This window comes from Nostoc sp. XA010, from assembly GCF_020829625.1.
Taxonomy (GTDB): Bacteria; Cyanobacteriota; Cyanobacteriia; order Cyanobacteriales; family Nostocaceae; genus Nostoc.
The window spans coordinates 116863-133674 of sequence record NZ_JAIVFX010000001.1; the positions used below are offsets into that span (position 1 = coordinate 116863).

Annotated in this window: 13 protein-coding genes; 7 read left to right on the plus strand and 6 right to left on the minus strand. The window is 42.6% G+C overall.

Features of this window, described 5'->3' with window-relative positions:
- Positions 1-54: 54 nt before the first annotated feature.
- The 3 genes from LC608_RS00495 to LC608_RS00505 all read right to left on the minus strand — a co-directional run bounded on the left by LC608_RS00495 (position 55) and on the right by LC608_RS00505 (position 4818).
- Positions 55-918 carry a hypothetical protein gene (locus tag LC608_RS00495; RefSeq protein WP_229551669.1) on the minus strand — a complete coding sequence of 288 codons (864 nt, stop codon included), beginning with the start codon at positions 916-918 and terminating at the stop codon, positions 55-57.
- Positions 919-1578: 660 nt separating this feature from the next.
- Positions 1579-3801: a pentapeptide repeat-containing protein gene (locus LC608_RS00500; RefSeq protein WP_229551670.1), complete on the minus strand. Its 2223-nt coding sequence runs from the start codon at positions 3799-3801 to the stop codon at positions 1579-1581.
- Between the two features lie 9 nt (positions 3802-3810).
- A complete protein-coding gene (locus LC608_RS00505; protein WP_229551671.1) occupies positions 3811-4818 on the minus strand; it encodes a zinc-dependent alcohol dehydrogenase family protein in 1008 nt (335 codons plus the stop codon).
- A gap of 516 nt (positions 4819-5334) precedes the next feature.
- Between LC608_RS00505 and infC the strand changes: the two genes are divergently transcribed.
- The 4 genes from infC (at position 5335) to LC608_RS00525 (ending at position 9976) form a co-directional block, all read left to right on the plus strand.
- Positions 5335-5868: a translation initiation factor IF-3 gene (infC, locus tag LC608_RS00510; protein WP_229551672.1), complete on the plus strand. Its 534-nt coding sequence runs from the start codon at positions 5335-5337 to the stop codon at positions 5866-5868.
- Positions 5869-6149: 281 nt separating this feature from the next.
- On the plus strand, positions 6150-9155 hold the full coding sequence (locus LC608_RS00515) for an MFS transporter (RefSeq protein ID WP_229552062.1): 3006 nt from the start codon (positions 6150-6152) through the stop codon (positions 9153-9155).
- A 149-nt stretch (positions 9156-9304) separates the two neighbouring features.
- Positions 9305-9679, plus strand: coding sequence for a hypothetical protein (locus tag LC608_RS00520; RefSeq protein ID WP_229551673.1), 375 nt, complete (start codon positions 9305-9307; stop codon positions 9677-9679).
- Positions 9680-9769: 90 nt separating this feature from the next.
- A complete protein-coding gene (locus LC608_RS00525; protein ID WP_229551674.1) occupies positions 9770-9976 on the plus strand; it encodes a hypothetical protein in 207 nt (68 codons plus the stop codon).
- Between the two features lie 224 nt (positions 9977-10200).
- Here LC608_RS00525 and LC608_RS00530 read toward each other — a convergent pair whose 3' ends face one another.
- Positions 10201-10572 (minus strand): hypothetical protein, encoded by a 372-nt coding sequence (locus LC608_RS00530; RefSeq protein WP_229551675.1) that lies wholly within the window; start codon positions 10570-10572, stop codon positions 10201-10203.
- Between the two features lie 131 nt (positions 10573-10703).
- Between LC608_RS00530 and LC608_RS00535 the strand changes: the two genes are divergently transcribed.
- Entirely contained in the window at positions 10704-12251 is a 1548-nt protein-coding gene (locus LC608_RS00535; RefSeq protein ID WP_229551676.1) for a sodium:proton antiporter, read from the plus strand.
- Between the two features lie 129 nt (positions 12252-12380).
- Here the strand turns inward: LC608_RS00535 and radC are convergent, their stop codons facing one another.
- Together radC and LC608_RS00545 are read right to left on the minus strand one after the other, a co-directional pair.
- Entirely contained in the window at positions 12381-13112 is a 732-nt protein-coding gene (gene radC, locus LC608_RS00540) for a DNA repair protein RadC (protein ID WP_229489639.1), read from the minus strand.
- A 149-nt stretch (positions 13113-13261) separates the two neighbouring features.
- Positions 13262-14200 carry a phosphoribulokinase gene (locus LC608_RS00545; RefSeq protein ID WP_229552063.1) on the minus strand — a complete coding sequence of 313 codons (939 nt, stop codon included), beginning with the start codon at positions 14198-14200 and terminating at the stop codon, positions 13262-13264.
- 261 nt (positions 14201-14461) lie between these two features.
- Between LC608_RS00545 and LC608_RS00550 the strand changes: the two genes are divergently transcribed.
- Both LC608_RS00550 and LC608_RS00555 read left to right on the plus strand, forming a co-directional pair.
- The gene (locus tag LC608_RS00550) at positions 14462-15124 is read left to right on the plus strand and encodes a class I SAM-dependent methyltransferase (RefSeq protein WP_229551677.1); all 663 of its coding nucleotides are present in this window, start codon (positions 14462-14464) and stop codon (positions 15122-15124) included.
- A 235-nt stretch (positions 15125-15359) separates the two neighbouring features.
- Positions 15360-16745 carry an AAA-like domain-containing protein gene (locus LC608_RS00555; RefSeq protein WP_229552064.1) on the plus strand — a complete coding sequence of 462 codons (1386 nt, stop codon included), beginning with the start codon at positions 15360-15362 and terminating at the stop codon, positions 16743-16745.
- Positions 16746-16812: the final 67 nt, after the last annotated feature.

The following is a 16812-nucleotide window of genomic DNA, read 5'->3' on the forward strand; positions in this document are numbered from 1 at the left end:
TTCTCCTCTACTTATCTGCTGATTTTCGCAAGAATTCTATTAAGCAAACGGAATTTATCGACCACCAATGGATGATATTCCTCCACCAAATGATTGAATTCCTCCAGGAAATGATGGCATTCCTTCACCATCACCACCCATTGATGGCATTCCTCCACCACCAGCTGATTGATTTTGACCACTACCACCGAAGCCGCCAGCACCGCCACCGAAGCCGCCACCGAAGCCGCCACCAATGGGGCTACCAGCACCACCAGCACCAAATGATGGGCTTTGTCCACCACCCTGTTCCTTATGAACTATCTTGTCAATAGTAGCCCTCAAAGTGAACCCGTCCGGTATTTCAGTTGTGCTAATACCATAGGTCTGGCTAGCAGCACCAGTCAAAGGGTCTCTGCCACGACCAGCTTGGTTGCCACCGCCTGCGGGTGAGCTACCACTACCACCTGCAAATGGGTTGCCGCCTGCATTGCCGCCTGCGGGTGAGCTACCACTACCACCTGCAAATGGGTTGCCGCCTGCATTGCCGCCTGCGGGTGAGCTACCACTACCACCTGCAAATGGGTTGCCGCCTGCGTTACCGCCTGCGGGTGAGCTACCACTACCACCTGCGGATGGGTTACCACCGGCTGCGGATGGGTTTACACCGCCTGCAAAGATATTCCAGAAGTTGTCACCAGCGAAAGGATTACCACCATAGGGTAAACGACTGCCACCGGCACCACCAGCACCACCACCGGCACCACCAGCACCACCAGCACCGCCACCAGCACCACCAAATGGGCTACCGCCACCTTCTCCACTACCAACGCCACTGAATATCTTGGGGAGGTCTTTCTCAGGGACAACTTCAACCAAGCGACCGAAGGGTGAATCTTTAAGCGAATTGCTACCAATACTACTTGAATTTTCTGCCATTAGGATTAATCCTCTATATGTTTTGATAAAATTCTTGCTAGGATCGCAACATAAAAAAACAAAAACAAAGTCCCTCATGTGACTTTTTTATTGCCTTTTTATTAGTAAAACTAGTTAGTAGCTATTACATTTTTTGGTTATCTTTATTAAGTGTAGATAATCAATTTTTAATGAATGCTACTTACACTTAACAATTTATATGATTTAGTTGTAAAGGACAATGAAAAATGTTTTGATATATTTATCAAACTTGTAGATACTTATAGGCAATAAGTTAAAAAAGTTAACTCAGATGTTTGTATAATAAAATTAAATTTGCTTTAAATACTATATTGCAATGAAGAATCTTTTGATAAATTTGCCAATTTTTTAGATATTTAATTAATCTGCGTTTATCCGGGGTTATATCACTTTTATCCGACGTTATACCACGAGACTGATAATAATAAATAGCACGGTTACTGGCACCCTGCAATACTTCCATTATATTAAGTAAGCCGACGATAAAAATCAACCTATGCAACAAAGTATAAGGTCAGGAAAGAGACTATAAGTGAATCGTTCCAAGGTTTTTATAAAGATTAACATACCTTAGTTTTATCGTGCCGACTTACTTAGCACCACTACGGAGTACGGTGAAAAAAGCTTCAGGTGCAGGAATTACTTCAGATAAATCAGCAAATTTAATCCTGGAATTGTGCGAGAAAGTGTCCACAAAACTAGCGTGATGTAAATTACACCCAAACTCCATTGATACCAAGCAAGTGCAGAGATGATCCCAGGTAGGTGTTCGTCTCGCAGGCGAATGTCGTTAAATCCTAATTTAACTAGGTTGTTGAGACTAAAATCATAGTAGTTGAGCCAGTTCCAACGGCGATCGCACAACAGAGGCATATATCGTTCCCGAAATGTCTCATTCCTTGGTATGACTGGCAAACGTCCAATCAACAATCGTAACTGGCGAAATGTGCCGTCTTCTGTGAAGTAAGAAACGTCCATTAAATCGTGATAACGACCTTGTTGGTAAAGTCGGATTAATAAAGCCATTGGGACGGGGACAATAATTATTAAAAGACACCCCAATGTCAGCCAAGGTTGTTGAGCATTACGAAAGATGGCTAGTAAGCTCAATAATTCTAAAACGCTAAAACTCACAAATATCGAAATGGTTTCGTAAAAGGTGGGAATAATTGGTACAGGATGCAGCCGACGATAACGATCTACTAGCCAAAATAGTAAGCCGAAATAAGCGATCGCAACTCCTCCCACACCAAAGACTAACCAAAAATTTGTACCGTAGCCACTCAACAACAGCAGTACACTCAACCCCAACCAACTCCAAGCTTGCAGCAACCACCCAATAATAGAAAGGGGTTCACCTACAATTAAGCGATCGCTCAGTTGTGTATATTTTTCTAAATCGATGTCTGCTAAAGTCAGTAACTCACTGTTATTGCGAAACGATTTTATCAGACGACGTTGGGCGATCGCTTCGGCTTGAGTTGCAGAAAAACCCAAATCAATCAAACTTGCGAGGGAGGCACTATTAATATTTGTAGCCGTCAAACGGCGACTCATTTCTACTAATCGCAGTTGTTGTTTTGTATATTCCAGTTCATTAGCATCAGCAACTTGTTGTTGCTGACGAAAATTTTGCCCCAAATTCCGCAATATGTTTTGATTACCTTGCAATGTAGGGATGCAGAACATCTTACCAATCTGACCCGGATTACCTAAAATTTTTGCTTGGTTAGAGTTAAAAGTTAAACCGGGTACACTTAAACAAGCTTCTGTAGAAAACCTTGCATCGCTAAAATCTGCTTGGTTGAGAATGCTTGCACCTTGCAAATTTACCGATTGATTAAACTCCACTTCTCGAAATGTGACAGCTTGCTCAAAAGTTGCTTCTGTTAAAATAAGGAACTGATTAAAATTTGCTTTAGTAAACTGGGCTTGATTCGCAAAATGGACATTAGAAAAATCAGCATTATCTCGCCACTGCCCACTATTGAATTTAACTAACTGTTTAAAAGTTGCTTGGTTGAAGTTGCTAGCCTTTTCAAAAATGCTGCCTTGAAAATCAGCAGTTTCTTGAAATTGAGTTTGTTTAAAATTAGCTTTTTCAAAAAAAATACTGCCTTGAAAATTGCTTGGTTGTTTGAATTTAGCACCGTTAAAGTTGACGGGACGAGCAAATCTGGTTTCATTCCAATTAGTGGATTGGAGAAAAGTTGCACCTTGGGCATCCACAGACTGAAGAAAGAATGTATTAGAGAACTTCATTTCGCCATTGAAACGAGTTTGCACTAGTGTTAAGACACCACGAAAAACGGCGATTTCACTGGATGGATTTGACTGTGTTCCCAACAGCGATCGGCAATCTTTGGAGTTCGTGAGTGACTCTAGACAAACGAAGCGCAAACGTTCTAGTTGTTGTTGTTCGGTAGCGGTGAAAATCGGAGCAATGGCTTGGGCATACAAGGGTGTTCTTAAACTCAAATCGCTGCCCACAAAATCCCCTAAAATCAAGGTATAACTAAGGTCTAAACCCAGAGATTTTGCACCTAATCCTTTTCGCATGAGTTGGTAAAAGGCATCACGAAAGCTAGTATTTTCTGGGCGCAAATCAATCACCATTTTCTGCAAATCTACAGTCAAATTGCCTTCGCGGAGTGTAGGTGTGCGTAGACGTTCTTGTAATAATTCTAGAGTTAAGGGTGTGCGTTCTGGTTGCGTTTGTGCTGCTGAAGTAGGTAGGGGGAGGAGGAGGAGTAAAACGCAAAGGAACGCAAAGGGAAGCGCAGAGGTACGCAGAGAGAGCTTTTTGGGTATCTTTGCGTTTAACCTCTGGGTGTATCTATGTTTAAAAAATAAATTATGCAAATTGTTCGATTAATCGTCGCTAATCAGTAGAACAATTTTACCTGTCACAGAACCACTTTCAATTAGTTGGTGTGCCTTAGCTGCTTCTTTTAAAGGAAATTTGTGGCTAACATGGATTTTTAATTTGCTTTCATCGATCCAGGTGGCACATTGTTCGAGAATTTCTGCATGGTGCTGGAGGCTTTCTTCTAATCCTAGCAACGCTGGTGTGAGCATTAATTCTAAACCAATGCGGAGATTGCGTTGTCTAGCAGTTTTCCAAACAGTATTGGCATCTGGTTCGAGAATCGTCACAATATCGCCATATACTCGCACTGCGGGGAAGGTTTTGTGAAAGGTTTCGCCGCCTACGGTATCAAAAGCTAAATCTACGCCTTCGCCGCCAGTCCAATCTAATGCTGCTTGTACAAAGTCTGTTTGTTTGTAAAAAATTACATGATCGGCACCTAGTTGTTTAACAAAATCAGCTTTTTCTTCAGAACCCACTGTGGTGGAAACAGTAGCACCTTTGAGTTTCGCCAATTGAATTGCTACATGACCGACACCACCAGCACCCGCATGAATCAAAACCCGTTCCCCTGGTTCCAATCGTCCCCGTTCGTATAAAGCTTCCCAGGCGGTGATTAACACTAAAGGTGCTGCTGCGGCTTCGGCAAAGGAGATAGATGTGGGTTTACGTGCCACAAACCGCTCATCCACAACGGTATACTCAGCATAATTACCTTGGTGTGCGCCCAATCCACCATAGCAAAAATATACCTCATCGCCTGGGCGAAAACGCTGAACACTAGCACCCACCGCTTCGACTATACCAGCACCATCACATCCTAAAATTGTCGGCGTGCGATCGGGGTAGAAAGTGCCTCGGCTACGAAGTTTAGTGTCAATGGGGTTAATACCAGCCGCCACCAAACGCACTAAAAGTTCACTATTACCTACAGGAACAGTAGGGTTTGGCACTTCCTGTAGTTGCAGAACTTCTGCACTGCCAGTTGCTGTCATCAAGACTGCTTTCAAAACTCTTTCCTCCTGGCTTTAGATACGCGTTTTTATGTAACTTTAGCGCAAGAGGGTAGACACAAATTATATCTGATTTTTAAACACGCTTTGTGCTTACTACGAACTCATCAAAATTAACAAGACAGACCACTAGACTTACTTTATGTAAGGTAATATGTTACATTAATTATGCTAGATGTCCTGCATCTGTGAGCTTAGTATTATGGAGATATAATGTTGTTGCTCAATGCGATCGCCTACGGTGGGCGGTTACGCCATCGCAAAAAGTATTGCTAAATCATTGTAATAATATTTAACATGAGTCTAGGTTGTGTAATTTAGATTAACTATTGGAGAGAAAGTATCTCAGAGTTAGTAGAATGGCAAATACAAGGACGCAACTCTTTTATGGATTAGTTACTCTAGAACTGTAGACTATGTTTTCAGTCCTGAGTTATTTTTGTATTTTGCCTCTGAGGCATACCACAATCAAGACCACACCAAATCCTTCATTAAGAGCTCCCACAAATCATAATGCCTGTGATTGAGAAGAAAAGAACTCGCGATCTGCCCCAAATTAACGAACGAATCCGCTACCCGAAAATTCGGGTAATTGATACTGATGGTGCCCAAGTGGGAATTATGCTCCCACAGGAAGCACTACAACTAGCAGAAGAGAAAGAGTTAGATTTGGTGCTAATTAGTGACAAAGCTGACCCGCCAGTTTGTCGGATTATGGACTACGGGAAATATAAGTTTGAGCAGGAGAAAAAGGCGCGGGAAGCCCGGAAAAAGCAGCACACTGCTGATGTCAAAGAAGTTAAGATGCGCTACAAAATAGAAGAACACGACTACAACGTGCGTGTTAAGCAAGCAGAGCGCTTTTTGAAAGATGGCGATAAAGTCAAAGCTACTGTTATGTTCCGGGGTCGAGAAATTCAACACAGCGACCTGGCAGAAGATTTGCTCAAGCGAATGGCAACGGATTTGGAGCCATTTGGGGAGCTGCAACAAGCGCCTAAAAAAGAAGGGCGAAACATGATGATGCTCATCTCGCCTAAAAAATAATCCTCTAACTGTATTAATAGACCATGTTTGAAAATCCCCTGGCTTAAAGTCAGGGGATTTTTTGATGTTCGTTTCTATGCAACATGCGCCCAAAACTCTGAGGTTATTTAAATTTATCTAAAATCGGTAATCCTGAAGGCTAAGTGGGAAACATAATACTCAGTTGCCCTTTGTTATTTCCTGGAGATAAGGGAGATGAGGAAATATTTTCTTCCACCGCTCCCCCTGCCCCCTTCCTCCGCTCCCCATTACGCGGTGACATTACCAGAAAAGAAAACTGCATGGAACTGAAAAATCACTGGTTGGCTGCAAATAAAGTTGCTTTACCACGGCTACCACTACTACAGTGGCTGAATCTCCGACCAGAGGAGAGCGAACGAACTAAACTCATGTTCTTCTTTTACACAACTGTATGTGTAGGATTGCGGTGGGCAGAGGACAGTACCGTGGCACTGTTTTTGGATGAATATGGGACTCATTTACTGCCGTGGATGTATATTGCTAGTGCCGTTATGAGTGCAGCACTGGTTTTTTTATACTCTTGGCTGCAAAAGATTTTTCCTTTGCGCCGGGTGATTGTAGCGATCGCACCTTGCATGTTGATGCCATTACTATTATTAGTTGTATTACGTTGGGGAGCGCATGTTTCATACCTGGTAGTTATTTCGGCATTTCTGCTGCGGCTGTGGGTAGATGCACTTTATGTGGTCAATGACCTCAACACTTCCATCGTTGCCAACCAAATATTTAATATTCGGGAGATTAAACGGACTTACCCATTGGTGAGTAGTGGGCTTTTAGTCGCAGATGTGATCAGTGGCTTTAGTTTGCCTTGGCTATTGCAATACACCACGCTGAATAAGATCATCTTCATCGCTTGTATAGTAATTTTATTAGGATCGGGGATTTTATTATATTTAACTCATCAATATCGAGCGGCTTTTCCTGAAACGCCACAAAAACTAGTTGCTGAAGAACAAGCTTCACGACAGCGTTTTATTAAAAGTCCTCTGAAGCGCTATGTTTGGCAACTGTTTGCTTTTGTCGGTCTGTTGCAAGTCATTGGGTTGTTAATAGATTTTCAATATCTACGCGAACTCCAATCTAATTTGGGCGACCGAGAAATCGCCAGCTTCTTAGGTCTTTTTGGTGGGACGTTGGGACTGTGTGAGTTGTTGTTGCAGTGGTTTATTTCCAGCCGACTCATCGAACGGATGGGGGTATTTTTCACAGCCACGCTTTTACCTATCACCGTAGGCTTTTCACTACCAGGAGTGCTGGTATTATTGCATTTAATTCCAGCCATCCAATCGCAAAGCTTTTTTTGGGGTTTGGTAATTGTCAAATTCTTTGATGAACTTCTGCGCTACACCTTTGTCATGAGTAGCGGCCCCATCCTATACCAACCAATTCCAGAGGCAATTCGCAGCCGGATGCAGACTTTATCTGGCGGAACTGCCGAAGCGATCGCTACAGGTTTGACAGGAGTGCTAATTTTTGCAACTATATTGTTTTGTGGTCAGTTTATACCCGTACCGTTGCAAAAGTGGGTGTTAGTAGCAGAAACAATGCTGATAGCTGGCACCTGTTTAAAAGTAGTTTGGGAATTGCGATCGCGCTATGTTGAACTGTTAGTCTTGAGTGTGGCACGGGGCCAGTTAAGTGCAACCAATGTCGGCTTACGATTCTTCAAGCAAGGTGTAGTCAAAGCCTTGGGAGAAAAAGGCAGCGAGGCAGATAAACGCTCTTGTATTGAACTTTTAGCCCAAATTGATCCCCTAGGATGTGCGGAAGTTTTAGCACCTCTGTTAGTCAAATTAACCCCAGATTTACAGCGCCAAAGTTTGGAAGTCATGCTGATAGCAGGTGCAAATCCCGCTTATTTATCTGCTATCCGTCCTTTGCTAGAGCAACCTCAAGAGACTAACCCCGAAGTTTTTGCCCTAGCGCTGCGCTACGTTTGGCTGGCTGAACCAAATCCCAATTTAAGCATCCTAGAAGAATACCTGAACCCCCGGCAAAACTCACTCATCCGCGCCACCGCCGCCGCTTTGGTTTTACGTCAGGGAACGCCTATGCAAAAGGTAGCAGCTACCCAAACCATGCGCCGGATGTTGACTCATAAGAAAGAACGGGAACGGGTAAATGGAGTTAGGGCGCTTAGAGAAGCAGTTTATTTGCAGGCGTTGCGGATTCACATCCCGAATTTGTTACAAGATGAGTCGTTACGGGTGCGCTGTGCCGTATTGGAAATGATTGCAGCAACCCATTTAGAAGAGTACTATTGTGCCCTGATAGCAGCACTTTATTACAAATCAACCCGCGCTACAGCAATGTCAGCTTTAGTGCGACTAGAGAATGAAGTTATAGAGATGCTGTTGCGGGTAGCTACCAATATTTACAAACCAGAAGTAGTGCGAATGTATGCTTGGCGTACCATTGCTCAAATTGGTACTCAGGAAGCATTGGAGATTTTATGGGAAAAGTTGGAAACATCTTGGGGTACAACTAGGGATCATATTCTTCGCAGCTTACTAAAAATACACAAACAACCAGGAATTAAAGGTTTAGTAGATCGATTTTATGAAAGTCGGGTAGAAAATTTAATTGAGCAGGAATTAAAGTTTTTAGGCGAGATTTACGCCGCATATATAGAGTTAAAAACACTAGACGACAAAGGAAATCAGCAATCTAGTGAGAGGATTGTAATTGTCTCTGAGTTATTGCAACGCGCCCTTTTAGAATTGGAATTGGATGTCAAAGAGCGGCTGTTACTGCTATTGAAACTGCTTTACTCGCCAGAAAAGATGCAGGCAGCAGCATTTAATTTGCGATCGCTCTCAGTGGTAAACTTAGCACGAGGGTTAGAAATCCTAGAGCATACCATAACTTTGTCTTCAAAATCTCTGTTGCTGAATATTTTAGATAACCGACCGCACTCAGAAAAATTGCAACATCTGGTAGAAGCTAAGATCGTAGAATATGAAAATATGATAATTAGTGATCGCCTCCACAGATTGCTGACGTTGGGTAACTTGCTTTCTGACTGGTGTCTAGCTTGCTGTTTTCATTTTGCTCAAGTGACTCGCACGCCATTGACAAGTTCTGAAATTTTAGTGAGTTTACGTCATCCAACCGGCTTTGTTAGAGAAGCTGCGATCGCATATTTAAATATGGTTTCACATCGCGTTCTCCTGCAAATCCTCCCCCAGTTAGAAAAAGATCCACATCCGTTAGTAGCTGCTCAAGTCAAAGAGTTACTCGAAAAATACCAGTTTAAAAACTAAAATTTATAGCCTTATTAGTGTAATTACCTCTAACTTATTACCAAAGAAAATTTGATTCCTCCCTGTGGAATGTAGTACAACCTGTCACAGAAGTTTATCATGTGTTCACTGATATGGATGCTATTAAAACTAAATGCTGGTGACAAGAAATGACTAATAATCAACAAATTGCTTATCGGCTGATTCAACAACAGCATATCAAGCGTCTAGGCACAGACGAATTAGCCCTGCTCCGTAATCGCCGTCAGCAAAAGCCTTTTGTGATAAATCCAAATTTTACTGGTCGGATTCTAAACACAATTGCGGTTGCCTCTATTGCCAGTACTTGCTTATTTGGGATAGGCACGCTTTCCTGTTGGGGGTTAGAGATTATTGAGGCGAACACAAAATCAATTTCCCTCAGTAAAGAGCATGAATGGCAGATACGAAAACATATCTGTTTGGGCTGGATGCTTGTTGGGGTTTCCAGCTTTCTTGCTAGTGCCTCGTTGGGTGAAAAGCCTCAGCGACAAATCAATGAATAGATCAATTGTCAGCCCCTTGGGGAAGTCAAAAGTCAAAAGTCAGAAGTCAAAGACTCTTTTATTCATTAAGCAAACAACAGCATTTTAAATATGAAACTACCTCAAATGATCGTCACAACAGTGGCAGCAATCACTTTTGGATACATTGGTTCCCAATACTTCACCAGAAATATTATGTATATCATAGGCGGTGGAATGGTTGGGGTTGGTGCAGTAGCATACGTAATCCCGCCCAGAACCAAACAAAAGCCAACCCACACACAACCGAAGGAGCCTGCGGAAACTACTCGCCACTGAGTGCAGTAGTTTTCAGATGGGAACAAATGCTCAAGAAATTAATGAATCTTCAGCCCCTACGGGGAAGTCAAAAGGAGCCAGTGCGTTGCGCGGGTTCCCCTGTACCCCTTCGGGGAAGCAAGCTACGCGCAGCGTCTCCCCTTCTCCCAAAGGGAGAGGCTAGCGCCCGCCGTAGGATGCCCGGAGGGCTGTAGGGAGAAGCAACTGGCGTTCAAAAGTCAACTTCAGGGTGTGGGTTCAGAACTTCTAATTTCCTCCACTTGACCAACTTCAAAAATGAGAGTGAATGTTTGCCCCATCTCTCGCTTGATAAATTCTTCTAATAACTCTACTTGCCGAGGTGTGACAGGTTCTCTTGCCCGGACACTCAAACGGACTTCTGGGGGGGGGGCAATGATCATTGCGCCGATAATCACAGCCGTACTGTTAGACAATAAACCTAAAGTAGCGATCGCACAGGAACTAATAATTAAAATTATGTAAGCTGAGTCTAGAGTTGATTCAGCCAGCAAGTCTGTTTGTACCTGTTGAAGTTGCTCCGGTTGCGAACCCCGACGGCGGAAATTTTTAAAGCGGTCTCGAATGTTATTACCCAAGACCTTCCTCCTGAATGCTCGGTTAACTGTAAAATCTTCATTCTTTGCTAATTTAAAGTCTTACATTGAACTGGTGTCATCTGAAAATAGTTAGATGATGATAAATGCAAAATTATACCAGGAATTTTCTTATGGTGCTTGAATCCGCGATCGCTGAGGAAGTTATTACCGACAATCTCAAGCAGTTTCTATTGGTGCTTTCGGTATCTTTAGGTGTGGCGACACTACCGCAGATATTTAGCTGGTTTCGCAATATACCTTATACCTTACTACTGGTGATTGTCGGATTAGGTTTGGCCTTTGTGGATGTCCGTTTAGTAACCCTTTCCCCGGAATTAATTTTGTTCATTTTTTTACCACCACTGCTATTTGAAGCCGCATGGAATTTGAAATGGGCAGAACTGAAGCGGGATTTAGTGCCAATTTGCTTGTATGCAGTGTTCGGGGTAGTAATTGCGATCGCAGGGGTAGCGATCGCTCTCAATCAAGTTGTTGGTATTTCTCTAACTACAGCTTTACTCATTGCAGCCAGTCTATCTGCAACTGACCCTGTTTCTGTCACCGCTTTGTTTCGTGAACTGGGTGTAGATAGTCGTCTTGTCACCTTAATGGAAGGCGAAAGCTTGTTTAATGATGGCATGGCTGTAGTTGCCTTTGGTTTTTTGGTGGCCTTATCTTTGGGAACTGTAGAATTGGAATTCCAGCCAATTTTATTGCAGTTATTTACAGTTGTTGGCATCGGTGTAGGGGTAGGAGCTTTTATCGGATTTGGTATTTCCTACCTTACCCAGCGCTTTGATTTGCCGTTGGTGGAACAATCTTTAACTTTAGTTTCCGCTTATGGTACTTACCTGATTATTGAAGACTTGGGCGGTTCTGGAGTAATTGGAGTTGTCACCACAGGTTTGATTTTAGGCAACTTTGGCTCTCGTATCGGCATGAATCCCCGCACCCGGATTATTGTTTCCGAATTTTGGGAATTTCTCGCATTCTTTGTTAACTCGATTGTCTTCTTGCTGATTGGCGACCAAATACACTTTACTAGTTTAGGCGAAAACCTGCAAATCATAATAGTGACAGTGGCAGCAATGATTTTGATGCGGGCAGTTGGTATTTACATTCTTAGTAAATTAAGTACTAGCATCACCAAATCGGAAATTTCTTTACCAGAACAAACTATCCTATGGTGGGGTGGGTTACGCGGTTCCGTCTCCATTGCCCTAGCATTGAGTGTATCGACGACACTGCCAGAGCGAGAAAAAATCATTGCAACGGTATTTGGAGTAGTTTTATTTACTCTGCTTGTTCAGGGATTGACCATCAAACCTTTGCTGGAAAAACTCAATTTGCTAGGTGATGCACCCTTACGTGAGCAATATTTAGAATTTGTTGCCCGTCATGTTGCCTTAGAACGCGTTTTAGAACATCTCCAGTCAGACCAACGCCCCGGTATTAACCCAGAGTTTCGCCGTTATCAAGAGACACTAATCAAAGGCGAACTTGCAGATTTACGGGTAGAAATTGACAAATTACAGGGTGAACATCCCAATCTTCAGAGCTTTACAACAGAACAGTTTCGAGGAGAATTGTTAGCAATTGAAGCCGACACTTATGCAGAATTTGTCAAATCCGGTCGGTTAAATAAAGAATTAGCATCTATGCTTGAAGATGTTTTGTAGTTAGTTGTAACATAGCAATCTTAAATAATTCGCGATCAACAAGATCCCCGACTTCGTAAGAGTTGTCAGGGATCTGCGGGTTGCAATTTTCACAAGTCTTGAATTACGAATTACGAATTACGAATTATCTTAATCTCCCTGCGGATGCTCATCCCACAAAGTTGTCAGTTCCCGTAAACTCTGATGATTGCCATTACCCAAAATCAGATGATCTAGTACCGGAATGCCCAAAAGCTGCGCCCCTGTTAACAACTGACGCGTCAATTCTATATCTTCCTGGCTGGGTTCAAGGTTTCCAGAAGGATGGTTGTGGGCAACTATTACCCGCGTTGCACCTTGACGAATAACTTCCCGAAAAATATCACGGGGAGAGGCTAGGGTTTCGGTTGCTGTACCAATGGTAATTACTTGTGTACCTAATAAGCGATTCTTAACATCTAATAGCACCACTGCAAAACGTTCTTGTATCTGCCACATCAAATCTTGACTGAGGGTAGCAGCAGCAGCAAGTGGGCTATCAATTAATGTGCCGTCATTAGGACGAGATTGAAAGGCGCGTTTACCCAATTCAATTGCTGCTAAGATACTTGTCGCCTTAGCTGGGCCAACACCAGAAATTTGCATCAACTCAGCAGGGCTAACTTCTCGCAGAACTGCCAAAGGATCACGTTGGTGTTTGCCTAATTCGCTCAAAATATATTGTCCCAAACCCACAGCCGATAGTTTTCCTGGGCCTTGACCGGTGCCTAGAAGAATTGCGATTAACTCTGCTGTGGCTAAAATTTTTGCACCATGCGTCATTAATCGTTCACGCGGACGCTCATTTGTAGGTAGGTCGGCAATTCTGAGGCAATAGGTCATAGAAAACTCAGAGAATAGTCATAAAAGATGGAACTATCTTTATTTATCCCTTGTTTGCTCTCAAAATCATCTTTATTTGAGAAAATCTTTAATCTTCATAGGCATTACTCATATTTAAAGTGATAAACCAACACTACTCCCCATCCCAGCTACTGATAAATTTGCGTTGCTTTGAGCATGTGGTAGGTAATTATTAGCTGAGTCAAAGCCAGGGGGTAACTTTGCAGTGTTTCTCCAGTTGTACCAGCAATTTTACCCAGTTCGGGATTACTTTCGCGATCGCAAATACTTCGTAAATGGGGCATATCAGAACAAATAATATGCTCTAGCTTATTCACCTGTTCTAAGGTTGCATGGCCATCAACTTCTAAGACATCCACCGGCTTACTCATATCCCTATCTAGCCCCAGGCGGATCGCGGAGTCAGAATTACCATAGGTAGAGTTGATAATCGGGGTAAAATCTGGGTGGGGAATTGTTGGACGTAGTACCAAACGCACATTCAGGTGTCCATTGGTTTCATCATCTTCGCCCGTGGGTGGGTAGAAACTGATTACTATATCAGACCATTGTCGCTGCGGACGGATAAACTCTGCTGAGTCTGGTTCGCGTTTTTCTAATTCTGCTAGTACCTGTTGAGCTGTGTAGCCGCGCTTTTGCGTGTCTCGCTTAATTTTCCACTTAGAGCGTAGTTCTTCAGGCGGTGCAAGGTAAACTTTAACATCGTAAGAATCACGGGCAACACGGGTAGAATAACCGAGTAATCCCTCAATAATCACGAATTTATTGGGTTTGATATACTGCGGTGGCTCGAATGTGCCGGTTTTATGGCTATAAACTGGTTTAAGAATTGGCTGTCCTGTGCGTAGCAACGACAGGTGTTGCTGCATAATATCTAAATGGTTGCAGTCTGGGTGGAGGGCAGTGATGCCAATCTCTGCACGCTGTTGGCGATCGTAACGGTGATAATCATCTGTGCATATCAGTGTCACATTTTCTGGACCGAGTACCTGGGCGATTCCTCGCGTTAGTGTTGTTTTCCCAGCAGCGCTGTCGCCTACAATACCAAGAATTATTGGACGGCTCATCATACCTCCCAGAATACAAGCAAGTTTAGTAATAAAATTTCCCTACAATAGTTTTTATTCTAGAAGGGTTTAGGCAAGTAACTCAAACAAAGGGTTAGTATGCAATATCTCTACATATATAGAATGTGTGTGCGTAGGCGCAGCCCGTCGTAGACATCGCTTTGCTCATCATACTAAGTTGTATTTAAAGATAATTTTGATTTCTAAAAAATCCTTGGCGAGTATCAAAGACTCATCCACAAGTCCGCAATCCCCAATCTTATGACAACTCAAACGCTAGGACTCGAACAAAACCTCTATGACTATTTACTATCAGTCTCTTTGCGAGAACCAGAGATTTTAACCCAACTGAGACAGGAAACAGCCCAGTATCCAATAGGGAGAATGCAGATTGCTCCCGAACAGGGGCAATTTTTGGCGTTATTGGTGCAGTTGTTGGGAGCTAAGAAAACTTTGGATATTGGGGTATTTACAGGTTATAGTTCCCTGGTGGTGGCATTGGCATTACCAAGCGACGGTAAAGTGGTAGCCTGTGATGTGAGTGATGAATTTACAACGATCGCTCGGCGCTATTGGCAGCAAGCAGGAGTGGCGGACAAAATTCAACTGCACATTGCCCCAGCTTTAGAGACTTTGGATCGGCTACTAGCAACCAAAGAAGCGGAAACCTTTGATTTTGCTTTCATTGATGCAGATAAGAGCAACTATGATGGTTATTATGAGCGATCGCTACAATTAGTGCGTCCGGGGGGACTGATTGCGATCGATAATGTCCTCTGGTCAGGTAAGGTTGCCGACCCCCAAGTGCAAGATAATAGAACTAAAAAGATTCGTGCCTTTAATGAAAAGCTGCATCAAGACCAGCGAGTTAATCTTAGTTTAGTAGCGATCGCAGATGGCTTGACTCTGGCACTGAAGAAATGAGAAGTCCTGCTGAAGATAGAATTCAGAATTCAGAATACCCTTAGCAGTCAAGTCAGGGCGAAGAGTCACAAAGGAAAGAATTTAATATCATGCGCGTTTAAAATCGCTAATCCATTCTAGATTCTTGAAGTATCTTTAATTTTGAGTTTTGAATTTTGAATTGTTAATCGGTTGTATATTATTAATATACCAAATTGAATAAATGCCTCTACTAACTCTTTAACCTTTAATACTAATATCCGTGGAAGATATTCTGCAAGCAGTAGAAACAATTTTGCAAGACAAGCCTCTTGCTTCAATTCAATGTTTTGTGCTCTCTCAATCATGGTTGGGCAAAACTTACGATGAAATGGCAGAGATATCAGGCTACCGCAACAATTACATCAAGGAAGTTGGCTCTGAGTTGTGGCAAGACCTTTCTGTTGCACTTGGAAAGAAAATAACGAAAAAAAATCTACATTTAGCCTTGGAGAAATACCTCCAAGAGAAGATAAATGATCAAGAGAATCACAGCCAAGAAAAGTTGGGCGAAGAATCTAGCTTAGAAATAGTTTCTCCAGACTTTCCTTCAGCAAGCAAGATCGAATTTCCAAGCGGCCCTGTACCACTGGGTTCTCCCCTGTACATCAATCGTCCTCCCCTGGAAGAACTTGTTTATAACGAAATTTTACACCCTGGTTGCTTAATCCGAATCAAAGCACCTAGAAAAACCGGAAAAAGTTCATTGTTGAACCTAATGATTGCTTATGCTAAAGAGCAAGGTTATCAAATTGCGTATTTGGACTTTCAAGAAGCTGACGAAGATATTTTTGCTTCTCTGGATAAATTTTTGCGTTGGTTTTGTGTCAATGTCAGTAGGCAATTAAATCTCCTTCCCTGTCTAGATGATTTTTGGGATACGGAAATGGGCAGCAAGGTAAGCTGCAAAATCTATTTTGAAGCATATCTGCTGCAATACATTGAGCAAAGCCCTGTAGTTTTAGCTTTGAATGAAGTCCATCGAGTTTTTGAACATCCGAATATTGCCCAAGACTTTCTGCCAATGCTGCGATTTTGGCACGAACAAGCAAAGCAGGATCAAATCTGGCAAAAACTCCGAATGGTGGTAGTTCATACCACAGAAATTTATATTCCACTCAAGCTAAACCAATCGCCTTTCAATGTTGGGATCACAATTACGTTGCCGCCGTTTACCCTCAATCAAGTACAGAAACTAGCATTAGCTTACGGGCTACATTGGGCAGCAGGCTCTGAAGGGGCAAAACGCCTTGTACCCTTACAAGCAATGGTAGGAGGACATCCTTATTTGGTGAGTCTGGCACTTTATCATCTATGTCATGAAGAAATAACATTAGAGGTGTTACTAGAAAGCGCATCTACACAAGTAGGAATTTACAGTCAGCATTTACGAGAACTGTTGCGCTTACTCCAAAAAGAACCAGAATTAATGTCAGCTATGGAAAAGGTAATTGCAACAGATGAAAAAGTGGAGCTAGACGCGATCGCTGCTTACAAGCTAGAAAGTATGGGCTTGGTTCAACTAAACGGCAATCAAGCTCACATAAGGTGTGAGTTATATCGCTATTATTTTAGCCAACAACTAAGACGATCAGGATCATAATAGTTCTGGTAAACTGTTGAAACAGAGATAATAAAAATACTTATTCTCGTTATTAATATGAATTTAA